This is a genomic window from Pseudomonas sp. NFX71, from assembly GCF_048079215.1.
In the GTDB taxonomy this organism is placed as follows: Bacteria; Pseudomonadota; Gammaproteobacteria; order Pseudomonadales; family Pseudomonadaceae; genus Aquipseudomonas; species Aquipseudomonas fluorescens_B.
Genome location: NZ_CP182230.1, coordinates 2564331 through 2590314 on the forward strand (window position 1 = coordinate 2564331; position 25984 = coordinate 2590314).

Here is a 25984-nt window from a genome sequence, read left to right on the forward strand (position 1 = left end):
CTGTCCGGCGCTACAAATCTTTCAGAATGTCCGCCATATCATCCGCATGCTCTTCTTCCTGAGCCAGGATGTCTTCGAAGATGCGCCGGGTGGTCGGGTCTTTCTCGCCGATGTACTGAATGATTTCGCGGTAGCTGTCGATGGCGATGCGCTCGGCGACCAGGTCCTCGTAGACCATCTCTTTGAGGGAGTTACCGGCCACGTACTGTGCGTGGGAGTTTTTCGACAGCAGGTCAGGGTTGAATTCAGGCTCGCCGCCCAGCTGCACGATGCGCTCGGCCAATCGGTCGGCATGCGCCGCTTCCTGATTCGCGTGCTCAAGGAACTCGTCGGCGGCGACATGGGCTTTGAGGCCGTTGGCCATGAAATAGTGGCGTTTGTAGCGCAAGACGCAGACCAGTTCGGTGGCCAGCGATTCGTTGAGCAGGCGCAGCACTTCGTCGAGGTCGGCGCTGTAGCTTTCGGTCACCGCGCCGTTCTCGACGTTCTGGCGGGCCCGTGCGCGAAGGGTCGTTACATCAGACAAATGCATGTCACTCATCTCGTTCTCCTTGGAGGCTGATCCGGGTTTGCGTCACCTTCTGGGGAAGTGATCACTACCTAGTTGTGAGTGATGAGCGTGGCGAAAAGTTTGATGTAATTTCCATCGAGAAAGATCGCAGGCTGAGCCAGCGCCTACAGGGGCATGCGTTTTCCTGTAGGCGCCGGCGCAGCCTGCGATCCTGGCAGTAGGCCAGACAATCGAGCTTCTTCCTGCAGCCAGGCAAAGAATGCACGCACGGGCGGATGGCGCTCGCGACCCGGAACGCAAAGCGCGCTGTAACCGGCGCCCTGCACTTGAATGTCACTGCGGTAAGCCACCAGCAAGCCACTGGCCACACTCTCCGACACCAGAATATTGCTCGCCAGCACCAGGCCTTGCCCGGCGATGGCGGCTTGCAGGGCGTAATGTTCTTCATCGTATTCCCGGACAACCGGTTGCCCCGTCAGCCAGGTTTCGCCGGACTGCGCGCACCACGCCGCCCAGCCATGGGCGTAGAGCTTCGAGTTGTGCCAGCGCACGCTGATCAACGTGGGGGCCTGGCCACTTAGGGCCAGCGCGACCTGTCCAGGCGAGCCATAAACGCCAAACGCCTCATCGAACAGGCACAGACCATAAAGGTTCGGATAGTCATCCAGGCTGTAGCGCACCACCAGATCGACACTGGCGTCCTGATGCAAATCGATCACTTCGCAATGGGTGTCCAGGCGCAGGCTGATGGTCGGATGCCGGGCGTAAAACCGCCCAAGCCGAGGCACCAGCCACAGCGCGGCAAACGCGGCCGTGGTGGAAATCGTCAGGCTCGCGCCGCTGCGTTGCGGGCGCAAGGTGTCGACGCTCTGGGCCACTTCCAGAAAAGCGCCGTGCAGGCTGTGGAACAGACGCTCACCGCACTCGGTCAGGCGAACCTGCCGTGGCAGGCGCTCGAACAGCGGCACGCCGAGCCAGCCCTCCAACGAACGAATCTGATGGGAAACCGCCGTTGGCGTCACGGACAGTTCTTCGGCGGCGGCCTTGAAGCTCAATAGGCGAGAGGCCGATTCAAAGGCGCGCAGGGCGGTCAACGGCAGCGAGGCGAACATGGGTTACTCCATGGGTGAAATGAATTCATCCAGACTGATTTTTATTCATTTGAGACGAGTCAGCGGCGAGCTCAATCTGCACGCCACAAGCCGTTTGAGTTTAGTCCCCAGGAGATTCAGATGAACAGAGTTCTTGTCATTCACGCCAGCCCACGGGGCGAACGTTCCCACTCCCGGCGCTTGGCCGAAGTGTTTCTCAGCGCCTGGCAGGCGCGTCACCCGCAATCACAATTGACCCGCCGCGAAGTCGGTCGGGCCTTGATTCCACCGGTCAACGAAGCCTTTGTGGCCGCCGCGTTCTACCCCGACCCCGAGGCACGGCCGCTGTCGATGCAGGCCGATCTCGCGTTCAGCGATCAACTGGTGGGTGAATTGCTGGGCCACGATGTGCTGGTGATCTCCACGCCCATGCACAACTTCAGCGTGCCCAGCGGCCTCAAGGCGTGGATCGATCAAGTGGTGCGGCTCGGGCTGACGTTCAACCACACGCTGGACAACGGCGTCGCTCAATACGAGCCGCTGGTACAGGGCAAGAAAGCGCTGATCGTCACCAGCCGTGGCGGGTTCGGCTTCGGCCCCGGGGGCGAACTCGAAGCGATGAATCATGCCGATACCCTGCTGCGCACGGCGTTGGGTTTCATCGGCATTACCGATGTCACCGTGGTCGCCGCCGAGGGCGAAGAATCCGCCGAGCGCACCTTTGAAATCTCCGTCGCCGAGGCCGAGCAACGTTTGCTGACGCTGGCCAGGGAGTTCTAGATGGCCTGGGTGTTTTTGCTGATCGCCGCCGGGTTTGAAGTCACCTTCGCCATGGGCATGAAGTACGCCGAAGGTTTCACCCGGCCCTGGCCGTCGCTGATCACGGTCGTGGCGGCGGTAGGCGGGATCTACTTCCTGACCCTGGCAATGCGTGAGTTGCCAGTGAGCATCGCTTACCCGATCTGGACCGCCATCGGTTCGCTGGGCACCGTGTTTCTCGGGTTTGCGTTGCTCGGCGAAAGCCTGACGGTGGTCAAACTGGTGTCGGTGGGGCTGATCGTGGCGGGGGTGGCAGGGCTGAAGTAGGACGGATGTCATAGACTGGTCGTCGTGTTGTCATTTTTGATGACGATGCTTGGCTGATGTCTTGCATTCAGCCTTGCTTCACCTCACCGATCACAAGGACGTCCACCCATGTCGCAAGGTTCTGCCCCGCGTTATCCGTTGGTGCTGGTCCCGGGAATGCTCGGGTTTATCCGTCTGGTGCTTTATCCGTACTGGTACGGGATTGTCGGAGCGTTGCGCCAAGAAGGGGCGACGGTGATTGCGGTGCAGGTTTCACCGCTCCACTCGACCGAGGTGCGCGGTGAGCAATTGTTGGCGCGCATCGGCGAGATCCTGCAGGAAACCGGCGCCGAGAAGGTTAACCTGATCGGCCACAGCCAGGGCTCGCTGACCGCCCGTTACGCCGCCGCGAAACGCCCGGATCTTGTGGCGTCCGTCACGTCGGTGGCAGGGCCCAATCACGGCTCGGAACTGGCGGATTACCTGCACGAGCATTACCCGGCAGACAGCGTGAAGGGACGGCTGCTCGCCTTTTTTCTCTGGATCATCGGTGCGTTGATGAGCCTGCTGGAAACCGGCTATCGCGGGCCGAGGCTGCCGGTGGATATTCACGCTTCCCATGAGTCCCTGACGACGGCCGGGGTGACGCTGTTCAATCAACGTTATCCACAGGGCTTGCCTGACACGTGGGGCGGGCACGGGCCGGAAGAGGTCAACGGCGTGCGCTATTACTCGTGGTCCGGCACCTTGCAGCCGGGCAAGACCGATCGCGGGCGCAATCTGTTCGACGGGACCAACCGCAGTTGTCGGTTGTTTGCCAAAACCTTCGTGCGTGAAGTCGGGCATTGTGACGGGATGGTCGGGCGCTACAGCTCGCATCTGGGGACGGTGATTGGCGATGAGTATCCGCTGGATCACTTCGACATCGTCAACCAGTCGCTAGGGCTGGTGGGGAAGGGGGCCGAGCCGATACGGTTGTTTGTCGAGCATGCGGCGCGGTTGAAAGCGGCGGGGGTTTAACCCGCGTTGTGACGAGGGGATTTATCCCCGTTGGACTGCGTAGCAGTCCCTTTTTTTGGGGCCGCTTCGCAGTCCAACGGGGATAAATCCCCTCGCCACAGATCAGGCGACGCTAATCTTGCGGCCCAACACCGTGGTCCAGCGCTCCGAAAGAATCACCCCGCCCAACGTCAGCACACCGCCCACCAGGTTATACATCGCCAACTGCTCATGCAGCACCAGTGCGGCGATCAGCGCCGTCAACAACGGTAGCAGATTGAAAAACTGCGTAGTCCGGCTCGGCCCCAGGCGCACCACGGCCTGCATCCACGCCAGTGGCGCAACCATCGACGCCAGCAGGCAGGCATACAGCACCAGCGGAATGTTCTGCAGCGTCGGGCCGATTTTCGGCGACACCGCGAACAGCGGAAACAGCACCACCACCGCCACCCACACCTGCAGATACAACAACACCAGCGGTGGCAAACGCAGCTGCCACTTTTTCAACAGGGTGCTGTAGATCGCGTAGGCCAGCGTGGCGATCAGCATCATCGCATCGCCCAGATTCACCCCGTGCTCCAGCAAAGCACCGAGGCTGCCGGACGAGACCACCACCAACACCCCGGCAAACGACAGCACGGCACCGGCCAGCGCGCCCGCCGTCAGACGCTGACCGAGACTGATGATCGCCATGGCCAGCGACATCAACGGCATCAGCGACAGGATGATGCCCATGTTGGTGGCCGACGTCAGCGACGCCGCGAAATACGCCAGGCTCTGATAAACCGCCATGCCGAGCACGCCGAGGACGAAAATCTTCCCCAGGTTCGGGCGAATGGCCGACCAATGGGCAAAGACGGGTTTGAGCATGAATGGCGTGAACAACAAGCCGGCCAGCAGCCAGCGGTAAAAACCGATTTCGGCGGGGAAAATCGCGCCGGCCGACATTTTGGTGATCACGGTGTTGCCGGCCCAAATGAAAATGGCCAGCAGGGGATAAGCGTATTGCATCGGGAAAAACCAGAAACGTTAATGAGGAGTGATTATCGCCTGTCTGGATGAAAGCCTATACTTCGATCCAGACAACCCGCCCCGGATGACGGACAGCATGACCAGTAAACACATCGACCTGCTGGAGTTCAGCGAATTGCCTTCGCCGGTCTACTTCCGTTATGCCGACTTCGACACCCACGAGTATGCCTCGGCCCACCGTCACCCCTGGGGCACGCTGGAATATTCGGCCAACGGTGTCCTGCACATGGAAATCGGCAGCAGCCGGTTCATGTCGCCACCGCAATATGCCGTGTGGGTGCCACCGCAGATCGAGCACAGTTTTTACAGCAATCAACCGATCAACTACCGCGCGGTCTGCCTCGCACCGGCGCTCTGCCAGGAGCTGCCACAGCAGGCTTGCACCCTGGCGATCAGCGACATTCTCAAAGCGATTCTCAAGGACTTCGCCGCCCGAGATGTGAAAATTCCCGAACAGGCTGCGGACCAGCGCTTGGCGCAGGTGTTGGTGGACCAGTTGCAGCAGGCGCCCGTTCACGAGTGCTACTTGCCCTACGCCAGCAACCCCGGGCTGCTCGGGATACTGGAAGCCTTGCAGGCGGAACCCGGGGATAACCGACCGTTGTCGGCGTGGGCTGCACAGATTCACGTCAGTGAGCGCACGCTGGCGCGGCAGTTTGTGCGCGAACTGGGCATGAGTTTCGGCGAGTGGCGACAGCGTGTGCGCTTTCTGGCAGCGATCGAGGCGCTGGACAGTCACCGCAGCGTTCAGGAAATCGCTTTCGACATGGGTTACAGCACCGGTTCGGCGTTTATCGCGATGTTTCAACGTCAGGCCGGGTGCACGCCGGAGCAGTATCGCCGTAGCCATCTTGAGAACAGGAAGGTGTAACAGGCTTTGTCTACACTCCAGAACGAGGTCGCACCCCTCGGTGCGGCAACAAGGAGAAAACTCCATGAAGATGTTGCGTGTCCCTTTGTTGATGATCGGTTTGCTGCTCTGTTCCCAAGGCTTCGCCGCCACAGCCCAACAGAACAAGATGACCACCTGCAATGCCGACGCTACCGCGAAAAGCCTCAAGGGCGACGAGCGCAAAGCCTTCATGAGCACTTGCCTTAAAGCGGCGCCAGCCGCCAATGACGCGAAAGCCTTGACCCCTCAGCAAGAGAAGATGAAAACCTGTAATGCCGATGCGGCGACCAAAGCCCTCAAGGGGGATGAGCGCAAGGCGTTCATGAGTGATTGCCTGAAGAAAAAGTAAACACTGGACTGGGGGGCTGTGAGGATCTCATCGCCAGCAGGCTGGCTCCCACACTTGGAATGCATTCCCCTGTGGGAGCTAGCTGCTAGCGATGGGGCCGGCAAGGTCACTACAAAAAACACCCGAGCCCCCGACCAAGGTCGCCCTACACAATCCCTAGTGCTGACACCCGAACGCTGGCAGACTGCCAATCCTTTTAGGCCGTTCGTTTTGAGGCTGTATGCCAACGTTTTCTCAACGCCAAGTCTTGCTGCTGATCAGTTGGGTCATCATCTTTGGTGGTTTGCTGCTGGTGATTCCGCTGCGCTTGCTGCCAAGCCTGCTCGCCGGTTTGCTGGTGTTCGAACTGGTCAACATGCTCACCCCGCAATTGCAGCGGCTGATCGAAGGACGGCGTGCACGCTGGCTGGCGGTGGCATTGCTGGGGACGCTGGTGGTCAGTGTACTGGCGCTGATCTTTGCCGGGGCCATCAGTTTTCTGCTGCACGAGGCGGAAAACCCCGGTGCTTCCCTCGATAAATTCATGGGCGTGGTCGACCGTGCGCGCGGGCAATTGCCGCCGTTCATCGACGCCTACCTGCCCGCCAGCGCCGCCGAGTTCCGCGTGGCCATCGGCGAGTGGATGAGCAAACACCTTAGCGACTTGCAGCTGGTCGGCAAAGACGCGGCGCACATGTTCGTGACGCTGCTGATCGGTATGGTGCTGGGGGCGATCATTGCCTTGCAGCGTGTGCCGGACGTGACCAAGCGCAAGCCGCTGGCCGCCGCCCTGTTCGATCGTTTGCACCTGCTGGTGCAGGCCTTTCGCAACATCGTGTTCGCCCAGATCAAGATTTCCCTGCTCAACACCTTCTTCACCGGGATTTTCCTGGCGGTGGTCCTGCCGATGTTCGGCATCAAGCTGCCGCTGACCAAGACCCTGATCGTGCTGACTTTCCTGCTCGGCCTGCTGCCGGTGATCGGCAACCTGATGTCGAACACGCTGATCACCATCGTCGGTTTGTCGCTGTCGATCTGGGTGGCGGTGGCGGCGTTGGGTTACCTGATTGTTATCCACAAGCTCGAATACTTCCTCAACGCGCGCATTGTCGGCGGGCAGATCAGTGCCAAGTCGTGGGAGTTGCTGCTGGCAATGCTGGTGTTCGAGGCCGCGTTCGGCCTGCCGGGGGTGGTGGCGGGGCCGATTTATTACGCGTACCTGAAGAGTGAGTTGAAGCAGGTGGGGATGGTTTGATCCCGCGTCGATCTCTGTGGCGAGGGGATTTATCCCCGTAGGGCTGCGAAGCAGCCCCATAGCTAAATGCGGGGACTGCTGCGCAGTCCAGCGGGGATAAATCCCCTCACCACAGGGTTTTTCGGATCAGTCCATCGGGCCGTAACGCTTGGCCGCTTCAATCGCCAACCCGCTGCCGATGCTGCCAAAGATGTTCCCTTCCACATGCCGCGCATTCGGCAACATTGCCGACACACTGTTGCGCAACGCCGGAATCCCGCTCGAGCCGCCGGTGAAGAACACCGTATCCACCTGATCGACCCGCACATTGGCGTCGTTCAGCAGTTGGGTCACGCTGTTGCGCACACGCTCCAGCAGGTTGTCGATGGCCGATTCGAACAGCGCCCGGCTCAGCTCCACGCTCAGTCCCGGTTCGATGCGGTCCAGCGGCACATGGCGGCTGTCGGCGTGGGTCAGCTGGATCTTGGTTTCTTCCACTTCCATCGCCAGCCAGTGCCCGGCGCGTTGCTCGATCAGCTTGAACAGACGGTCGATGCCGCCGGTGTCTTCGATGTCGTAACGCATGCTGCCCAGGGCCAGGGTCGACTTCTGCGAGTACACCGAGTTGATCGTGTGCCAGGTCGCCAGGTTCATGTGGTGGCTGGTGGGCATGTAGGCGCCGCTCTTCATGCGGCTGCCATAGCCGAACAGCGGCATCAGGCCTTGCAGGCTCAGCTGCTTGTCGAAATCGGTCCCGCCGATGTGCACGCCGCCGGTGGCGAGGATGTCATCGTGACGGTTGTCGTGGTTGCGGCGCTCGGGCGACAGGCGCACCAGCGAGAAGTCGGACGTACCACCGCCGATGTCGACGATCAGGACCAGCTCTTCCTTTTCGATGGTCGACTCATAATCGAACGCCGCCGCAATCGGCTCGTACTGAAAGGACACGTCCTTGAAGCCGATGGCGCGGGCGACGTCCACCAGGGTGTTCTCCGCTTCCTGGTCGGCCATTTCATCGTCATCGACGAAAAACACCGGACGGCCCAGCACCACTTCTTCGAACTCCCGACCAGCGGCGGTTTCGGCGCGCTTCTTCAGCTGGCCGATGAACAGCCCGAGCAGGTCCTTGAACGGCATCGCCGTACCGAGGACGCTGGTGTCGTGCTTGATCAGCTTGGAGCCCAGCAGGCTCTTGAGCGAGCGCATCAACCGGCCTTCGTAGCCTTCCAGGTACTCGTGCAGCGCCAACCGGCCGTACACCGGGCGGCGTTCTTCCATGTTGAAGAACACCACCGACGGCAGGGTGATCTTGTCGTCCTCCAGCGCGATCAGCGTTTCCATGCCGGGGCGCAGCCAGCCGACGGTGGAGTTGGACGTGCCGAAGTCGATACCACAGGCACGGGCTGGAGATGCGTTTTTCATGTCTTTCAGGTTCCGGTTAAAAAACGGCCGCGCAGTGTATGCCAGTGCGGCGCAGATTCGAAGGCCGACTATCCGCTAAATCTCAGCCAATAGCGCCTTGATAAGCTGGCGGAATGCCCCAAACTTGTCTGCATTGAGCCTGGCAGCCATCGGACGGTCGCAAGAACCGCCCACTGCTGCCGATAAACTTCTGATGCGCCCTCCGGTCACAACCTTGAGATCGGTCAACCCGGCAGCTGCCAATGAGCGCATGCTGCGAGTGACGGCGCGATTTTGATAAGGGATGGTGATTCCACGATGGACTTCAAAGACTATTACAAGATTCTCGGTGTGGAACCGACCGCGGACGATAAGACGATCAAAGCGGCTTATCGCAAGCTGGCGCGCAAATACCACCCCGACGTCAGCAAGGAAAAGGACGCCGAGGCCAAGTTCAAGGACGCCTCGGAAGCCTATGAAGCGCTGAAAAGCGCCGACAAGCGCGCCGAATACGACGACTTGCGCAAGTACGGCCAGCATGGCCAACCGTTCCAGGGCCCGCCAGGCTGGCAGGGGCGTGGTGGCGGTGGTTTCGGTGGCGGCCAGGATACGGGCGATTTTTCGGACTTCTTCAGTTCGATCTTCGGCAACCGTGGTCCGGGTTTTGGTGGTGGACAGTCAGGCCGCAGCGCCGGACGTCGAGGGCAAGACGTGGAAATGGAACTTGGGATCTTTCTGGAAGAAACCCTCTCGAACGAATCGAAGAAGGTCACCTTCCAGGTGCCGCAGTACAACGCGGCCGGTCAGCACGTCAGCAACACCAGCAAGAGCCTGAACGTGAAAATCCCGGCCGGCGTGACCGACGGCGAACGCATCCGCCTCAAAGGGCAGGGTGCACCGGGCATCGGTGGTGGCGCCAACGGCGATTTGTTCCTGATCATTCGCTTCGCGCCGCATCCGAAGTTCGACGTCGAAGGCGAGAACCTGATCATTACGCTGCCGCTGGCTCCGTGGGAGTTGGCACTGGGCACCGAAGTGGCTGTGCCGACACTGACAGGCAAGATCAACCTCAAGGTGCCGGCGGGCAGCCAGAACGGCCAGCGCATGCGCGCCAAGGGACATGGCTTGCTGAACAAGGCCGGTCAACGAGGTTACCTGTTCGTGCAATTGAAAGCGGTCATGCCTAAAACCTCGAACGATGAGGTCAAGGCGTTGTGGCAGGAACTGGCGAAAAAAGCTGCATTCGACCCGCGAGAAAATTTCTGATCCAAGAGACGGAGTAGCCCATCATGAGCAGCCCCCTGATCGTTCAACTGGACATGGCAGAATTCTGTGAGGCGTCCGATTTGTCGGACGTCTACGTGATCGAAATCGTCGAGCACGGCATCCTCGAACCTCAGGGCAAGCAGCCCAAGGATTGGCGTTTCAACGATTATGAGCTGGCCCTGGCCAAGCGTGCCGCCAAGCTGCGGCACGACCTGGAGCTGGAGTGGGAAGGCGTCGCCCTGGCGCTCGACCTGCTTGAAGAGGTGCAGCAACTGCGGGCCGAGAACCGCATGCTCAAGCAGCGGTTGGGGCGGTTGGTGGCTGAATAGCGCTGAGCACTGAACCTGTGGCAAGGGCTTGTCGGGACGCCGCACCGTACTGCTCGGCAGCCCAGCGGGAGCAAGCGTCCTCGCCACAAAGCCTTTTCCCGCAACACCCCTAGATATTTCTCGGCAACACCACGGTGAACAGTGTTCCGTCCACTTCGTTCGAGCTGACTTCAATCGTCCCGGAATGCGCATCGACCACTTCCTTGACGATGAACAAGCCAAGGCCAAGGCTAGTGGACGGCTGGCCGAGTTCTTCATCGGCGCTGCGTACCAGCGGATCGAAGATCGTACCGATGGCCTCTTCGGGAATCGGCGCTCCGAAGTTATGCACCGTCAGGCGAACGGTATCCGGTTCGCCGGTGAGGGTCACCGTCACATCCCGCTTGTTCGACCCATGCTGCAACGCATTGCCGATCAGGTTTTGCAGCAGTTGAGCCAGGCGCCCGGCATCCCAGACGCCGGTGGTGTCCCCCTCTGCATGAACCATAGGGTCGCACTCCGGATTACCGGCACAGGCTTCGGCCACTGCTGCGTGGACGGCATCGGCCAGGTCCATCGGCTTCGGTTCAATCGGCAGGCTCTTGCCCAGGCGACTTCGCACCAGCTCCAGCAAATCGCTGACCATCACCGCCATGTGCCGCGCACCGCGCTTGATGTTGATCGCGCAAGCCAAGGCATCGCCCTCAAGCGTGGCTTTGCGCATCAGCATTTCAGTGGACATGCTCACGGCTTGCAAGGGGGCGCGCAGATCATGCCCGAGTATCGCCAGAAACAGGTCCCGCGAATGGTTGACCTGTTCGGCATAGGCCGCCGTGGATTCGGCAAGGGCTTCATCGATGGCTTCGTTGAAACGGATCATGTCCTGGAAGTGGGCAAGTTCCGGCGATTCCAGGCTGTCGACCCACAGACGAATCACACAGGCGCGCAAATGGCGGAACTCACTGGTCATCTGCACCAGGTCGAACCCCACGGTATGCCGCAGTTCACCATGACTGGCGCCAGCTTCGTCCAGACTCGGGGTTTTCTCCGGACCTTCGCCCTTCGCTTTGGCGAGTTGCTCGCGGGCGGTTTGCGCGGTGGTCATGTCCCGCGCTGCCGCCAACAGAATTGCCTTGGCATGATCGCGCAAGGCCAATCGATCCATGTGATCGGCTGCCGGGGTAATCGTTCTGGCGAACTGCTCCCATTCATCGACGATACGGTCTACGTGCTGCCTGATGAATTCGGATAAGCGCATGGTCGGTTTCCTGATGGCAATCCGGGGCATATTAGCCCCTTTGACGTCCCCTAAAAACTACCATTACGCCGGCGACCATTCTTTGACGGCTTCAGGGTACTAATTATTTATTTTTTAGATCCTGAAATTAATTGCATTGTTCGACTTTTGCGGTTTTCCAAGTGGTTTTTTAATCTTTTGTTTTTAACCGCATTCAATAGTCTGGTGGTTCTTTTCATCGCATAAGGATTTGCGAAATGACCCAACTATCGGACGTTCCGGCGTTGCAAGTTAATTCCGGACAGAGACAAGGCCAGGATAATGTCCATCATGATTATCTTCTGAGCAAACTGCCTTCGCCGCTAAAAGACGCACCGGTTTCGCGTCTGCTGTCGATGGCCGATTCGGCAGCGGGTTTTCCGGAGTGGTATTTGAATGCACGCGCCATCGATCGTCAGTACCTCAAGCAACTGACAGATGAGCGCTGGCGCACTCAGGCCCCGCTGGACGAAGCGCTGGAGCATTTGCAGCAGGACATCCTCGCCTTTGCCGAACCCTTGCTCGTCAAAGCATTAAAGGAACAACTGAATCTCGATCTGGACGTCAATGCGACGCTCATTCGCCTGTATATCCCGGCAAAGCTGGGTTTTGGCATCGATACCAATGCCAGTCGACTCAGGCAATCGACTTTGCTGGAAGCGGCGCTTCACAATTTCGAGGAGCCTGAAACGCAGGCCGACGCATTTCGCGATGGCTCTGGCATCTTCACCCTGGACGACGAAAACCAGTTACAGCGGCATGCGCTGACCGTCGAACGGTTTGCTGCCCTGTGCCGGACGCTTGATATCGGTACGAACTATCAGCAGCACATAAAGGGCCTGCTGAGTCCGCAAGAAGACACGGCCAAAGCGTTGGTTGAACGGCGATGCCTGGCCAGCGAAAAAGCCGCTTTCGACGAAGCGGCGCTGATCGCTTACTTGAAAAGCGACATCAGTTCCTATGGCTACGGGAAACTCAAGCAAGTTCGTGGCAATGAAAAGGGCATCCTATGGAACAATCGCCCTTGGCAATGTCATCGACTTTCGCTAATGGGGTTCAGGTTATCCGGCATCCTGTTATTCAGCGCGGTGGCAGACCCCATTGAAGTGAAAAGAATCTACGACAGTCTGGTTCCCGCTCACCAGCGCACACTGCTGGAATGGTCCAGGCGTTTGACGCTGCTGCCAGGCCAGGAATTTGCCCAGTTCAAACTGCTCGAGGCGTTTTTCGCCAATGGCCCCGGCGGTCTCGTCGACGCCATGTTGCAAAGGGAAGATGATTTTCAACAAAGCCGTCTCGACGGGACGTTGATCGCCTATGTCCCGGATGATCCTCAGCACCCGCTCAAAGAGTATGCGTCCTTCACTGACTTCATGAAGGAACTGACGAGCCAGTTGCGCTCGCCGGACTATCAACAGTTTTTCAGCCGATTCGTCGCACAAAAAGACCATGGCAAATTCTTTGCCCGGGTTCGCGAGCGTTTCACCACGTTCACCTGGACGCAGCGTGAACCGCTGGACATGGGGCCGTGGTGGCGAGAGACCGCGGTTGAAAACGCCAACGCAGAGCCCATCACCCACATCATCTCAGGCGATCTCTGGTCGCAAATCGGTCGCTGGCGCAGGGACAAAGCCATTGCCGATGCGCGGCACATCGCTGTGCCGACCGGGGACGAAGACGCGACCACCCGCTGGAATCGGTTGACCAGCTATCTGACCATCGGCTGGAACGTGTTCAACTTTGGCGCCATGTTGGTGCCGGGGCTCGGCGAAGCGATGCTGGCGGTCATGGTCGGGCAGATGCTGTTCGAAACCATGGAGGGCATTGAAGAGTGGAGCAAGGGCGACAGGGAGGAAGCGGCGGCCCATCTCACCGGCGTCATGATCAATTTCGCCCAACTGGCGATCATGGCGGCGGGAAACGTCTTGCCCGCCGGTGCGGCGGCGTCGGTCAAACCGTCGGCCTTTATCGATCAGTTGAAAAAGGTTGAGTTGCCTGACGGCCAGACGCGCCTGTGGAAGCCGGATCTGTCGCCCTACGCCCATGACCTGACGCTGCCCGAAGGGGGGACGCCAAGTGAGCAGGGGCTGTACCGCCACAGCGAAAAAGACTTTCTGAAGCATGAAGGCAAGCACTTCGAAGTCAGAAACGATCCGCGCACCGGTCAGCCATACCTGCAACATCCGGATCGGGCGCAGGCGTATCAGCCAACACTCGAACATGACGGTGCGGGAGTATGGAGGACCGAGCTCGACCGACCTCTCGAGTGGGACAAAACCACACTCATGCGGCGCATGGGGCCGTCGGTCGAGGGGTTCTCCGACACGACGCTGGAGCAGATTCGGGTCGTCAGTGGTCTCGAAGAAAACCAGTTGCGCAGGTTGCACGTGGTCAACGAACCCGCGCCAGCATTGCTGACCGACACGATCGAGCGGTTCAAGACCTGGGCCGAGGTGCAAAAACTGCCCGAACAGATACTGCGCGATGAGGTGCCTGAAGCGTTCATCGAACAGGTGCCCCGTTTGCTGGTTGACCTGCCGAGATGGCCCGAGCAAAAAAACATCGAGCTTTTTGACGGCGCAGGTATTGCCGGGCGTTCGACAAAGTACGGCAATGTCGACGCGTCGCCGGCCAACACGCTGAAGATAAGCCGTGCCGAGGTCAGCGCAGGAAAACTTCCAGAGCTTGCCGTGAAGTTCATGAGCGAGGCCGACGTCCACGCAATGCTCGGACAGGGCATTTCGACAGACGAGCACATCCGGATCGATGCGTTGAAAAACAAGCTGGCCGAACGGGCGGGCAATCAGCGTGATTCGCTGTTCAACGCGCGGGATCGTCGTCTGCAACAGACCGACAATCGGCAAGTGCTGGCGCTTCAGGACGCGTTCAGCGGCCTGCCCACGGTGATCGCCCGGGAGTTGCTGGCCGACCTCGAACCGCAAGAACGGCTCAAAATCACCGACTCTTCGCGCATCCCCTTACAGCTGCAAGAGCGTACGCGGGGGACTTTGCAGGCGTTACGAGCGGCACGCGCCTACGAAGGGCTGTTTCTCGATGCCGCGTACAGTGTCGATACCGAACGGCTGGCGTTGCACTCGTTGCAAGCGTTGCCCGACTGGCCCGACAACGTGCAGATCGAAATCCGCGAGGATTCATTTGATGGACCGTTGCACGACAGTGTCGGCCCGGCCAATGCCTCCGTTCGCCGTGTGTTGGTCAGCGAGGACGGTCAGTACCAGGCCCGCGATGACGATGATCTGCACCTGCATGGGCCCGATGATCTCTACGCGTCCGTACTGCACGCCCTGCCTGATGCCGAACGAAACGCGCTGGGGTATCACATCAATCAAGGCGCAACGCTCAAGCAGGCCGTTCAAAAAACGCCATTGCCACGGGACAGGTTCAACGCGCTTCTGGCGCAGAACCCTGTCCGTAAACCCGCTTACGACCCGGCCACGATGCGGCTGCGTGGCGGTATGCGCGGAGTTTCCCAAGGGCTGCGGCGGGTCACCGGGAACATTACGCCACAGGAACGTGTGCGGGTTGTCCGCCCAGGCTGGACGGAGGCCGAGGCGCAGGCTTATCTGCAGGCGGGTGGCAGCGAGGTCAGTTTTGAGCAGAGGGCGAGTGCCCTGGAAGCGGAATTCGATCGGTTGAACACCAATTTCCAACGCTGGCTGAAATCGCCGACTGAGTCATACCGCTTCACGTCCGCCGGCATCGCTGAATGGCGATCCAGAAACGCGCTGTACAAAGCGATCAGAGAGTGTTGGCAGCACTCCGGATTGCGCCATGTGGATTCGTTTGGCGAGCTGCAAGGCGTTGTGCTCGACCTCGAGAACATGCCGCTGGGCCGTCATCTGCGCACCATGCCCATGCTGGAGGGCACCTTCGATCACGTCACCCGCCTCAATCTGACCCTGACCGAATTGACCGACGCGCATATTTCCCTGCTCTATCATTTCCCCCGGTTGCGTTCGCTCAACGTCAACGGTAATTCGCTCACCCGGATTCCTCGTGCCGTCGGTCGCATGCGCGCACTGACGGAATTGAACATGCGAGGAAACCGCATTGTCCTGGATGCGCAAGGCGTCTCGGACCTGCGCAACCTGACACGGCTTCAGGTCCTGGACCTGTACGGCAACCCTCTGGGCCGGGAACCGGATATTGGCAGCATGCGCATGTTGCATACGCTGATCCTGGCCGACACTGGCATTCGGACCTGGCCGGACGGTTTGTTCGCGCAGCCACGCTTCCGGCATTTTTACCTGGACATGCAGTACAACGAAATCACCTACGTGCCCATGGTCGCGCGTGGCTCCGTTGAGGCGGAATTGCTGGCGCGCACGGTGTTGAGCCGGGACACGGATTATCTGCCGGCCTTCAATCTGCAGACGCTCAGGGAGTACATCGCGTCCGTCGGCATGGACCCCGATCGACCGTATCCGCCTCGTGGCGTGCGTGACAGCCTCGATTGGGAGGCCGGCATGACCCGACGGGAATGGGTGGCCAAACAGGCAGTGTGGAACAGCGTCGAGGATGAGATCGGCTCGCTCGGGTTTTTCAACGAGATTCGCAAACTCACGGAATCGGGGCACTTCAAGCACGATCCCGGGTTTCGGATCGACATGACTGCCAAGGTCTGGCGAATGCTCGAAGCGATGTCGAAAAATACCGAGCTGCGGCAAAAACTCTTCACTATGACCACCGTGCCCACGGCGTGTGTCGATGCCGGCGCGCAGCTGTTCAACGCCATGGGAATGGAAGTGCTGATTCATGAGGCGTATGAACTGGCCAATCCTGCGCTGGTGGAGGCTGAACTGGTGTCGCTGGCGCGGGGCAAGTCACGTCTGGATGAACTGAGCAGGATTGCCCGCAAAACGGTCTCCGAACGCGAGGCGGTTGGCGAGCAATTCAGGCGCGTCAATGCCGCGGGCGAGGTCACTGGCACGATTGATGAGGTTGAAGTTCACCTGGCGTTCATGACGGATCTTGCCGAGCGGCTGGACCTGCCCTGGCAGACGCGAAAAATGCAGTTCAGAAAAATCGCCGCGGTTACGCCAGAGATGATCGAGGATGCTTTGCGACGTGTACTGGACCTTGAGGAAGGAGAGCTTCTGGGTGATTTGATCGTCGATCAACCGTTCTGGGCATCCTATGTCGAGGGCGTCAATCGAGGGGTTGTCAAAGGTTTCAGTCGCCGGATCGAAGCCACGATCGAGTTCTACTCAGCATTGGAAAAACGTGCAACCGAGACAACACTGTCTCTGGAGCAAAAGGCTCAGTTGAAGGAAGAACTCAGGGTACTCGGTGCTGAATTGAACAAGCCGGAAAGCGCGTTTGCACCGGGACACGTCATGACCGAAGCGGAATATGCCGCCGAGCTGGAAGTCATCGACGAAGACAGGAAAGCCTTTATCAAAACCTTCACACGCCAGGCGATCGAACGGGCAAGACTGCAACGGGTGGAAATTCCTTTCACCGTACAGCCGAACAGCTGATCGTTATTGCTTTACGCCGGGGCCCGGCAAGGCCCCGGTGATCCAGTCAACCGATCAAAACAGGAAGTAACGCTGAGCCATCGGCAGCACATCCGCTGGCTCGCACCACAGCAGGACACCGTCGGCCTTGACCTGATACGTCTGCGGATCGACATCGATACTCGGCAGGTAGTCATTGTGGATCAGGTCGGTTTTCTGCACCTCACGGCAGCCTTTGACCACAGCGATTTTCTTCTTCAAGCCCAATGCCTCGGGAAGACCGGCCTCGTGCGCCGCCTGGCTGATAAACGTCAGGCTGGTGGCATGCAGCGAGCCGCCGTAACTGGCGAACATCGGACGGTAATGCACCGGTTGCGGTGTCGGAATCGAGGCGTTGGCATCGCCCATCAGACTGGCGGCAATGGCGCCACCCTTGAGGATCAGCGTCGGTTTGACCCCGAAGAACGCCGGGCGCCACAGGACCAGATCTGCCCATTTACCCACTTCTACCGAGCCCACTTCATGACTGATACCGTGGGTGATTGCCGGGTTGATGGTGTATTTGGCGATGTAGCGTTTTGCGCGGAAGTTGTCGTTGCCTTCACCATCATCGGGCAACGGGCCGCGCTGTTTTTTCATCTTGTCGGCGGTCTGCCAGGTGCGCGTAATGACTTCACCGACACGGCCCATGGCCTGGCTGTCGGAGCTGATCATCGAGAACGCGCCGAGGTCGTGGAGGATGTCCTCGGCGGCAATCGTCTCGCGACGGATACGGCTTTCGGCGAAGGCCACGTCTTCGGCAATGCTTGGGTCGAGGTGGTGGCAGACCATCAGCATGTCGAGGTGTTCGTCGATGGTGTTGCGGGTGAACGGCCGGGTCGGGTTGGTCGAACTCGGCAGCACGTTGGCAAAGCCGCAGGCCTTGATGATGTCCGGTGCATGCCCGCCGCCCGCGCCTTCGGTGTGATAGGTGTGGATGGTGCGGCCCTTGAAGGCGGCGAGGGTGGTTTCGACGAAACCCGACTCGTTGAGCGTGTCGGTGTGGATCGCCACCTGCACGTCGTACTGATCGGCGACGCTGAGACAGTTGTCGATACTCGCGGGTGTGGTGCCCCAGTCTTCGTGCAATTTGAGACCGATGGCGCCGGCCTTGACCTGTTCGATCAACGGCTCCGGCAGGCTGGCGTTGCCCTTGCCGGTGAGGCCGATGTTCATCGGGAAGGCATCCGCCGCTTGAAGCATCCGCGCCAGGTGCCATGGGCCGGACGTACAAGTGGTCGCGTTGGTGCCGGTGGCCGGCCCGGTGCCGCCGCCGATCATGGTAGTGACGCCGCTCATCAAGGCTTCTTCGATCTGTTGCGGGCAGATGAAGTGGATGTGGGTGTCGATGCCGCCGGCGGTGAGGATCATGCCTTCACCGGCGATCACTTCGGTGCTGGCGCCGATGGCGATGGTGACGTTGGGCTGCACGTCCGGGTTGCCGGCCTTGCCGATGCCGGCGATGCGCCCGTCCTTGAGACCGACGTCGGCCTTGACGATGCCCCAGTGGTCGATGATCAGCGCGTTGGTGATCACGGTATCGACGACTTCGGCGGCCAGTAGCTGGCTTTGGCCCTGGCCGTCGCGGATGACTTTGCCGCCGCCGAATTTCACTTCTTCGCCGTAGGTGGTGAAGTCCTTTTCCACTTCGATCCACAGCTCGGTGTCGGCCAGGCGGACCTTGTCACCGACGGTGGGGCCGAACATGTCGGCGTAGGCTTGTCTCGAAATTTTCATATGTTTGCCTTGGAAAGTGCGGCAGTCCGCTGCCCATTGTGGCGAGGGAGCTTGCTCCCGCTCGGCTGCGCAGCAGTCGTAAAAATCTGCCGTCTGGGTGTATTCAGATAAATCGCATTAGCTGTATTGCGAGCGCTTCGCGCTCGAGCGGGAGCAAGCTCCCTCGCCACAAAGACGGTGTTAATCGAGGTCACCCATGATCCTGCCGGCAAACCCGAACACCCGGCGATGCCCGGCCAGGTCGACCAGCTCGACTTCGCGGCTCTGCCCCGGCTCGAAGCGCACGGCGGTGCCGGCGGGGATGTTCAGGCGCATGCCGCGGCTGGCGGCGCGGTCGAAGGTCAGGGCGTCGTTGGTTTCGAAAAAGTGGTAGTGCGAGCCGACCTGGATCGGCCGGTCACCGCTGTTGGCCACTTTCAGGCTGACGGTGCGGCGGCCGGCGTTGAGTTCGATGTCGCCGGGCTGGATCTGGAATTCACCGGGAATCATCAATGGGCTCCCTGGAGAATTTTGTAGTAAAGGGCGGTCGGCTTGTAGCGGCCGCTCGGGTCGCAGGCGTAGTCGGGGATTTCGCCGGCCCGGCTGTAACCCAGTGCCTTGTAGAAGTCCTCGGCAGGGGAGCCGGCTTCGGTGTCGAGGTAGAGCATGCCGCGCTTGTGCTGGAGCGCGGCCTGTTCCAAAGCGCTCATCAACTGTTGGCCCAGGCCACGGCGGCGCGCGTGTTCACGCACCAGCAGTTTCTGCACTTCGGCGCGGTTCAGACCATTGGCTTTCTGACACAGGGTCAGTTGCACACTGGCCTGCACCTGTTCGTCCTTGACTACCACCCACAGCAGCACGTTGCCCTTGTTGAGGTTGTCCTGAACTTCATCGAAATAGGCGCGTGCCTGAGTGGCATCCAGATCGGCCATGAAGCCGACACTGGCGCCATAACCCACGGCGTCGAGCAGCAGATCAATCAAACCCTGGCGATAGTGCGCGAAGCTTTCAACATTGACGCGGCGCAGTTGGGCGGCGTTCATCGGGCGTTACTCCTTGCTGGCGGGCGACGGTTCGGCGCCAGGGTTGAGGGTCAGTTGCATGAAGGTCAGGTCCAGCCAGCGACCGAACTTGGTGCCCACCTGAGGCATTTGCCCGGTGGTCACGAAACCGACGCGTTCATGCAGGCGGATGGAGGCGGCATTGCCGCTTTCGATGGCAGCGACCATCACATGTTTGTCGCAGCCTTTGGCGCGTTCGATCAGCACGTCCATCAATTGCGGACCGAGACCATTGCCGCGCTGGTCGCTGCGCACATAGACCGAATGCTCGACGGTGTGGCGGAAACCATCGAACGGTCGCCAGTCACCAAATGAAGCGTAGCCGAGTACGCTGTTATCGCCGTCGACGATCACCAGGATCGGATAGCCTTGGGCTTGCCGGGCGCTGAACCAGGCCTGGCGGTTGCCCAGGTCGACAGCCTGGTCGTTCCAGATCGCCGTGGTGTTGAGTACGGCGTCGTTGTAGATGTCGCGGATCGCCGGCAGGTCGGCGTGCACCGCATCGCGGATGTGGTAAGTCATGGCACGGCCTCAGGCGATGGGTTGGTGGACGGTGACCAGTTTGGTGCCGTCGGGGAAGGTGGCCTCGACCTGGATCTCCGGGATCATCTCCGGGATGCCTTCCATCACTTGTTCGCGGCTGAGCAGGGTGGTGCCGAAGTGCATCAGCTCGGCCACGGTCTGGCCGTCACGGGCGCCTTCGAGCAGCGCTGCGGAAATATAGGCCATGGCTTCCGGGTAGTTGAGTTTCACGCCGCGCGCCAAACGCCGCTCGGCCACGAGGCCGGCGGTGAAGATCAGCAGCTTGTCTTTTTCGCGTGGGGTCAGGTCCATCGTTTGGAATCCATCCGGGCAGATAAAAAAGAGTTGGATCTGCTGGCGCAGATCCCTGTGGGAGCGGGCAAGCCCGCTCCCCGGGATTGCATTTCAGGTGCTCCATATTCGGGGTGGGACGGCTTCTCGGTCGAGGAGTGCCGGCCTGAGCATCCGCCACAAATCAATCAGCCAGCCCCGCGCCAGCAATGCCTCACGGGCCAGGCATCGTGCAACCAACAGCCCCGGCAACTGCGTCAAATCCCCGCGTACTTCATGGTTCAGCGAACGGCATTTCTCCAGCAGCTCGCTATCAATCTCCCCCGTTACCAACAACGTCGCAAACACCGGTTGCCCATCCATCCCGATCGGCGAATCGAGCAAACCATCACCGCCGACAATGCGCTGGCGTTCATGCCAGAGCAACTGGCCGTCGCGACGGATGTCCAGCTGCGCCTGGAAATGCCCGAGGTCAAAACGCTCGCCACTGGCCGGGCGGCCCAGCGCCACGACGTCCCAGTAGAACAACCGCCCGTCGCCTTCCAGATCGATAGACGTGCTGAGTTCAGCCTGGGCGGCGCTGAAGATAATCGTCTCTTGCGGCAGCCACTCCAGTGTCGCGCCGCTGGCTACTTTCAGATCAAGTGTCTGATAAGCCGGCCCGGCCGCGCGATACCACTTGGCAGCGCCGGGGCTGGTAATTTGCGCCCACGCCCCGTGGCCGACACTGGCGCTGATGTCGAGCCGGTCGCCGCCGGCAATCCCTCCGGGCGGATGCACGATGATGTGCTGGCACACTTCGGGCCCTTCGGCATACAGATGTTTCTGCACCCGCAACGGACCTTTGTGCCGGCGCTGAACCGGGCGCGTGCTGTCGCCGAATCGGGCATAGCCCAGTTCCAGCTCGGCGTGCCAGCTAGGCGTGAACAGCGTGGTGTGGGCAGGTAAATTCATGGTTTTCAGTTATCGTCAGGACGCTGCAGATTAAATCGTAACCAGACCGCGTACACCCTCGGCTTCCATATTTTCTCCGCGACCCTGCTGCACGATCTCGCCGCGTGACATCACCAGGTATTGATCGGCCAGTTCGGCGGCGAAATCGTAGAACTGCTCCACCAGCAGAATCGCCATGTCGCCCCGTGCTGCGAGCTTCTTGATCACTGCGCCGATCTCCTTGATCACCGAAGGCTGGATGCCTTCGGTCGGCTCGTCGAGAATCAGCAACCGCGGTCGGCTGGCCAATGCCCTCCCGATGGCAAGCTGCTGTTGCTGACCACCGGACAAGTCACCACCGCGCCGTTGCTTCATTTGCAGCAGCACCGGGAACAGCTCGTAGATGAACGCCGGGACTTCCTTCGCTTCACTGCCGGGAAACCGCGACAGGCCCATCAGCAGGTTTTCTTCCACGGTCAACCGGCCAAAAATCTCCCGGCCCTGAGGCACGTAAGCGATTCCGGCGTGAACCCGTTGGTGCGGCTTGAACGTGGTGATCGGCTTGCCTTCCCAGTTCACCGCGCCTTCTTTGGCCGGCAGCAATCCCATGAGGCATTTGAGCAGGGTGGTCTTGCCCACGCCATTGCGCCCGAGCAGGCAGGTGACTTCACCGACCTTCACGTCGAACGACAGGCCCCGCAGGATGTGGCTACCGCCGTAGTACTGGTGCAGCTTGTCGACTTGCAGCATGTCCAGATTCCTTGAATTTCAAACAGACCCCCTGTGGGAGCTGGCCTGCCAGCGATGGGGGCGGCACATTCAGCACTGATGTTGTCTGACCCACTGCTATCGCTGGCAGGCCAGCTCCCACAGTGACCGTGTTGGCAGGTTCAGCGACCGAGGTACACCTCGATCACCCGCTCGTTTTCCTGCACCTGTTCCAGCGACCCTTCGGCCAGCACGCTGCCCTGGTGCAATACGGTGACGTGGTCGGCAATCGAGCCGACAAACCCCATGTCGTGTTCCACCACCATCAGCGAATGCTTGCCCGCCAGGCTTTTGAACAGCTCGGCGGTGAACTCGGTTTCGGCGTCGGTCATGCCCGCCACCGGTTCGTCGAGCAGCAGCAATTGCGGGTCTTGAACCAGCAACATGCCGATCTCCAGAAACTGCTTCTGACCATGGGACAACAAGCCTGCCGGACGATTGACCGAGGTGGTCAGGCGAATGGTCTCCAGCACTTCGCTGATGCGATCCTTCTGTTCTCCACTCAAGCGAGCCCGCAGGCTGGCCCACACGGACTTATCGGTTTTCTGCGCCAGCTCCAGGTTTTCGAATACGCTCAGGGCTTCGAACACTGTCGGCTTCTGGAACTTGCGGCCGATGCCGGCCTGAGCAATCTGTACTTCGCTCATCTGCGTCAGGTCGAGGGTTTCACCGAACCAGGCTTTGCCATGACTGGGGCGAGTCTTGCCGGTGATCACGTCCATCAGCGTGGTCTTTCCCGCGCCGTTGGGACCGATGATGCAGCGCAATTCGCCGACGCCGATGTACAGGTTCAAATCGTTCAGAGCCTTGAAACCATCGAAGCTGACGCTGATGTCTTCCAGGGTCAGGATGGTGCCGTGGCGGGTATCCAGGCCGGGGCCGACGCGTTGGCCGAGGCCGATGGCATCGCGGCTGCTGCCGGCGTCCTTGTTCGGGTTCGGTGGATAAAACGCCGGTTCGAGCATGAATTCAGCCGTCGCAGTCACTCTCATTGGTCACCCCTTTTCTTCAGCAGGCCGATCACGCCTTTGGGCAGGTACAAGGTCACGACGATGAACAACGCGCCGAGGAAGAACAGCCAGTATTCCGGGAATGCCACGGTGAACCAGCTCTTCATGCCGTTGACCACGCCAGCGCCAAGCAGCGGCCCGATCAGTGTGCCGCGACCGCCCAGCGCCACCCACACCGCGGCTTCGATGGAGTTGGTCGGCGACATTTCGCTCGGGTTGATGATGCCGACCTGCGGCACATACAGCGCACCGGCCAGACCGCATAACACCGCGCTCAATACCCAGACAAACAGCTTGAATCCGCGAGGGTCGTAACCGCAGAACATCAGGCGGTTTTCTGCATCGCGCAACGCGGTCAGCACCCGGCCGAACTTGCTTTGCGCGAGGCGCCAACCGATGAACAGGCTCGCCACCAGCAACAGCACCGTTGCGAAAAACAGCACGGCGCGCGTCCCCGGTTCGGTGATGCCAAAACCGAGAATGGTGCGGAAATTGGTGAAGCCGTTGTTGCCGCCGAACCCGGTTTCGTTGCGGAAGAACAACAGCATTCCAGCGAAGGTCAGGGCCTGGGTCATGATCGAGAAATACACGCCTTTGATCCGCGAACGGAAGGCGAAGAACCCGAACACCAGCGCCAGCAACCCCGGCGCCAGTACCACCAGGCACATCGACCAGAGGAAACTGCTGGTGCCGGTCCAGTACCACGGCAGTTCGGTCCACGACAGGAACGTCATGAATGCCGGCAAGCCATCGCCCGAAGCCTGGCGCATCAGGTACATGCCCATCGCATAACCGCCGAGGGCGAAGAACAGACCATGGCCGAGGGACAGCAGGCCGGCGTAGCCCCAGACCAGATCCAGCGCCAGGGCGACAATGGCGTAGCAAAGAATCTTGCCCACCAGGGTCAGCGTATAAGCCGAGACATGAAACGCGCTGTCCGGCGACAACAGCGACAGCAGCGGCAGCGCGAGCAACAGAACGAGGATCACCGCGCCGACGGCAATCGTGACTTTGGGGCCGGCCTTTTGGCTGGCCGTGAGCATCAGGGGCTGGTTCATCAGTCGATCACCCGTCCTTTCAGTGCGAAGAGGCCTTGCGGACGTTTCTGGATAAACAGAATGATCAGCGCGAGGATCAGGATCTTGCCGAGCACGGCGCCGATCTGCGGTTCGAGAATCTTGTTGGCGATGCCCAGGCCAAACGCGGCGAGCACGCTACCGGCCAACTGACCGACACCGCCGAGCACCACCACCAGGAACGAGTCGATGATGTAGCTCTGGCCGAGGTCCGGGCCGACGTTGCCGATCTGGCTCAGCGCGACGCCGCCAAGGCCGGCAATGCCCGAGCCTAGGCCAAAGGCGAGCATGTCGACGCGCCCGGTGGGCACGCCGCAGCAGGCCGCCATGTTGCGATTCTGAGTGACGGCGCGCACGTTCAAACCCAGGCGTGTCTTGTTCAGCAGCAGCCAGGTCAGCACCACCACAAACAAGGCGAAGGCGATGATCACGATGCGGTTGTACGGCAGCACCAGATTGGGCAGCACCTGAATCCCGCCGGACAACCAGGCGGGGTTGGCCACTTCCACGTTCTGCGCGCCGAACAGCAATCGGACCAGCTGAATCAGCATCAGGCTGATGCCCCACGTCGCAAGCAGGGTTTCCAGCGGGCGACCGTAGAGGTGACGAATTACCGTGCGTTCCAGTGCCATGCCAATCGCGGCGGTGACGAAAAACGCCACCGGCAACGCGATCAGCGGATAAAACTCGATGGCTTGCGGAGCGAATCGCTGGAACATCAGTTGCACCACGTACGTCGAGTAGGCGCCGAGCATCAGCATCTCGCCGTGGGCCATGTTGATCACGCCGAGCAGGCCGAAGGTGATCGCCAGGCCAAGCGCCGCGAGCAACAGGATCGAGCCGAGGGACATACCGCTGAAGGCTTGCCCGAGCATTTCGCCGATCAGCAGTTTGCGTTTGACTTGGGCCAGGCTGGTTTCGGCAGCCGTGCGCACATTGGCGTCGGCTTCGATACCCGGTTCCAGCAGACTCTCGAGACGAGTGCGGGCCAATGGATCGCCGGTTTCGCCGAGCAGGCGCACAGCGGCGAGGCGCACGGCCGGGTCGGTGTCGACCAGTTGCAGATTGGCCAGGGCCAGGCTGAGAGCGGCGTGGACGTTTTCATCTTTTTCGCCAGCCAGTTGCTGGTCGAGAAATTTCAGCTGCGCGGGTTTGGCGCTTTTCTGCAATTGCTGCGCGGCAACCAAACGGGTTTTGGGGGCCGCGGCGAGCAATTGGTGGCTGGCCAGCGCGGTGTCGATCAGACCCCGCAGGCGATTGTTCAGGCGCAGGGTTTTCGGTTGACCGTCGACCATCAACTCGCCTTGCTGCAGGGCGTTGATCAGTTCGACACGGGCCGGATCGGGCTGCGCGGCCCAGGTTTCCAGGAGTTTGGCTTGCTGCACGGGATTGGCGGCGACGAAATCTTCGGCGTCGCTGGCGTGTACGGCCATCGGCAGTAACAACGCGATGGCGAGGATGAAGCGGTAAAGGGCGGTGGGCATATGCATGGCCTTGCGCGGACTAAATGTGGAGACAGACTTACTGTGGCGAGGGAGCTTGCTCCCGCTGGACTGCGCAGCAGTCCCCTTCTTTCCAGGTCAGTAAGGGGGCCGCTTCGCGGCCCAGCGGGAGCCAGCTCCCTCGCCACAAAAGCCCGCTCTCACAGGAGTTTTGTCGGGCCGGGGACTGTGTGCCAAGCCCGA

At 60.4% G+C, this 25984-nt stretch carries 24 protein-coding genes; 9 read left to right on the forward strand and 15 right to left on the reverse strand.

The features are described 5' to 3' along the window. Positions 1–10 precede the first annotated feature (10 nt). A complete protein-coding gene (locus tag ACM1ZW_RS11800) occupies positions 11–541 on the reverse strand; it encodes a ferritin-like domain-containing protein (protein WP_017336293.1) in 531 nt (176 codons plus the stop codon). 134 nt (positions 542–675) lie between these two features. After that, complete coding sequence (locus tag ACM1ZW_RS11805; protein WP_017336294.1) at positions 676–1623, reverse strand: LysR substrate-binding domain-containing protein; 948 nt, start codon at positions 1621–1623, stop codon at positions 676–678. 120 nt (positions 1624–1743) lie between these two features. Here ACM1ZW_RS11805 and ACM1ZW_RS11810 point away from each other — a divergent pair, with 120 nt between their 5' ends. The 3 genes from ACM1ZW_RS11810 to ACM1ZW_RS11820 all read left to right on the forward strand — a co-directional run bounded on the left by ACM1ZW_RS11810 (position 1744) and on the right by ACM1ZW_RS11820 (position 3687). Further along, positions 1744–2382 carry an FMN-dependent NADH-azoreductase gene (locus ACM1ZW_RS11810; protein WP_416740583.1) on the forward strand — a complete coding sequence of 213 codons (639 nt, stop codon included), beginning with the start codon at positions 1744–1746 and terminating at the stop codon, positions 2380–2382. Next, the gene (locus ACM1ZW_RS11815) at positions 2383–2688 is read left to right on the forward strand and encodes a DMT family transporter (protein WP_017336296.1); all 306 of its coding nucleotides are present in this window, start codon (positions 2383–2385) and stop codon (positions 2686–2688) included. It abuts the gene before it with no gap. Positions 2689–2796: 108 nt separating this feature from the next. Then, positions 2797–3687, forward strand: coding sequence for an esterase/lipase family protein (locus ACM1ZW_RS11820; RefSeq protein WP_416740584.1), 891 nt, complete (start codon positions 2797–2799; stop codon positions 3685–3687). A 102-nt stretch (positions 3688–3789) separates the two neighbouring features. Here ACM1ZW_RS11820 and ACM1ZW_RS11825 read toward each other — a convergent pair whose 3' ends face one another. Further along, entirely contained in the window at positions 3790–4677 is an 888-nt protein-coding gene (locus ACM1ZW_RS11825) for a DMT family transporter (RefSeq protein WP_416740585.1), read from the reverse strand. Between the two features lie 97 nt (positions 4678–4774). On the opposite strand from ACM1ZW_RS11825, the gene ACM1ZW_RS11830 reads away from it, so the two are divergent. From ACM1ZW_RS11830 to ACM1ZW_RS11840, 3 genes are all read left to right on the forward strand, one after another. Further along, the gene (locus ACM1ZW_RS11830) at positions 4775–5569 is read left to right on the forward strand and encodes an AraC family transcriptional regulator (protein WP_416740586.1); all 795 of its coding nucleotides are present in this window, start codon (positions 4775–4777) and stop codon (positions 5567–5569) included. Positions 5570–5633: 64 nt separating this feature from the next. Next, positions 5634–5939, forward strand: coding sequence for a PsiF family protein (locus ACM1ZW_RS11835; protein ID WP_084319263.1), 306 nt, complete (start codon positions 5634–5636; stop codon positions 5937–5939). A 220-nt stretch (positions 5940–6159) separates the two neighbouring features. After that, the gene (locus ACM1ZW_RS11840; protein WP_017336301.1) at positions 6160–7173 is read left to right on the forward strand and encodes an AI-2E family transporter; all 1014 of its coding nucleotides are present in this window, start codon (positions 6160–6162) and stop codon (positions 7171–7173) included. A 126-nt stretch (positions 7174–7299) separates the two neighbouring features. Here ACM1ZW_RS11840 and ACM1ZW_RS11845 read toward each other — a convergent pair whose 3' ends face one another. Further along, positions 7300–8574, reverse strand: a complete 1275-nt coding sequence (locus ACM1ZW_RS11845) for an Hsp70 family protein (RefSeq protein WP_150654544.1) — start codon at positions 8572–8574, stop codon at positions 7300–7302. 297 nt (positions 8575–8871) lie between these two features. On the opposite strand from ACM1ZW_RS11845, the gene ACM1ZW_RS11850 reads away from it, so the two are divergent. Both ACM1ZW_RS11850 and ACM1ZW_RS11855 read left to right on the forward strand, forming a co-directional pair. After that, positions 8872–9819 carry a DnaJ C-terminal domain-containing protein gene (locus tag ACM1ZW_RS11850; protein ID WP_017336303.1) on the forward strand — a complete coding sequence of 316 codons (948 nt, stop codon included), beginning with the start codon at positions 8872–8874 and terminating at the stop codon, positions 9817–9819. Positions 9820–9842: 23 nt separating this feature from the next. Continuing rightward, positions 9843–10148 carry a chaperone modulator CbpM gene (locus ACM1ZW_RS11855; RefSeq protein WP_414878189.1) on the forward strand — a complete coding sequence of 102 codons (306 nt, stop codon included), beginning with the start codon at positions 9843–9845 and terminating at the stop codon, positions 10146–10148. A gap of 109 nt (positions 10149–10257) precedes the next feature. On the opposite strand, the gene ACM1ZW_RS11860 is transcribed toward ACM1ZW_RS11855, so the two are convergent. Beyond that, positions 10258–11385 carry a sensor histidine kinase gene (locus ACM1ZW_RS11860; protein ID WP_414878190.1) on the reverse strand — a complete coding sequence of 376 codons (1128 nt, stop codon included), beginning with the start codon at positions 11383–11385 and terminating at the stop codon, positions 10258–10260. A 236-nt stretch (positions 11386–11621) separates the two neighbouring features. On the opposite strand from ACM1ZW_RS11860, the gene ACM1ZW_RS11865 reads away from it, so the two are divergent. Beyond that, entirely contained in the window at positions 11622–16904 is a 5283-nt protein-coding gene (locus ACM1ZW_RS11865; RefSeq protein ID WP_416740587.1) for a dermonecrotic toxin domain-containing protein, read from the forward strand. 54 nt (positions 16905–16958) lie between these two features. Here the strand turns inward: ACM1ZW_RS11865 and ureC are convergent, their stop codons facing one another. From ureC to urtB, 10 genes are all read right to left on the reverse strand, one after another. Next, entirely contained in the window at positions 16959–18659 is a 1701-nt protein-coding gene (gene ureC, locus ACM1ZW_RS11870; RefSeq protein WP_414878192.1) for an urease subunit alpha, read from the reverse strand. A 180-nt stretch (positions 18660–18839) separates the two neighbouring features. Beyond that, positions 18840–19148, reverse strand: a complete 309-nt coding sequence (locus ACM1ZW_RS11875) for an urease subunit beta (protein ID WP_017336308.1) — start codon at positions 19146–19148, stop codon at positions 18840–18842. After that, a complete protein-coding gene (locus ACM1ZW_RS11880; RefSeq protein WP_017336309.1) occupies positions 19148–19681 on the reverse strand; it encodes a GNAT family N-acetyltransferase in 534 nt (177 codons plus the stop codon). Before ACM1ZW_RS11880 ends, ACM1ZW_RS11875 begins: the two co-directional genes overlap by 1 nt. A 6-nt stretch (positions 19682–19687) precedes the next feature. Next, positions 19688–20221, reverse strand: coding sequence for a GNAT family N-acetyltransferase (locus tag ACM1ZW_RS11885; protein WP_017336310.1), 534 nt, complete (start codon positions 20219–20221; stop codon positions 19688–19690). 9 nt (positions 20222–20230) lie between these two features. Further along, positions 20231–20533: an urease subunit gamma gene (ureA, locus tag ACM1ZW_RS11890; protein ID WP_007907366.1), complete on the reverse strand. Its 303-nt coding sequence runs from the start codon at positions 20531–20533 to the stop codon at positions 20231–20233. Positions 20534–20626: 93 nt separating this feature from the next. Continuing rightward, positions 20627–21466: an urease accessory protein UreD gene (locus ACM1ZW_RS11895; RefSeq protein ID WP_017336311.1), complete on the reverse strand. Its 840-nt coding sequence runs from the start codon at positions 21464–21466 to the stop codon at positions 20627–20629. Positions 21467–21496: 30 nt separating this feature from the next. Beyond that, entirely contained in the window at positions 21497–22195 is a 699-nt protein-coding gene (gene urtE / locus ACM1ZW_RS11900; RefSeq protein ID WP_007950600.1) for an urea ABC transporter ATP-binding subunit UrtE, read from the reverse strand. Between the two features lie 140 nt (positions 22196–22335). Continuing rightward, positions 22336–23205 (reverse strand): urea ABC transporter ATP-binding protein UrtD, encoded by an 870-nt coding sequence (gene urtD, locus ACM1ZW_RS11905; protein ID WP_414878195.1) that lies wholly within the window; start codon positions 23203–23205, stop codon positions 22336–22338. Continuing rightward, positions 23202–24281, reverse strand: coding sequence for an urea ABC transporter permease subunit UrtC (gene urtC, locus ACM1ZW_RS11910; protein WP_017336313.1), 1080 nt, complete (start codon positions 24279–24281; stop codon positions 23202–23204). Before urtC ends, urtD begins: the two co-directional genes overlap by 4 nt. Then, positions 24281–25783, reverse strand: a complete 1503-nt coding sequence (gene urtB / locus ACM1ZW_RS11915) for an urea ABC transporter permease subunit UrtB (protein WP_416740588.1) — start codon at positions 25781–25783, stop codon at positions 24281–24283. The genes urtC and urtB overlap by 1 nt, the downstream gene beginning before the upstream one ends. Positions 25784–25984: the final 201 nt, after the last annotated feature.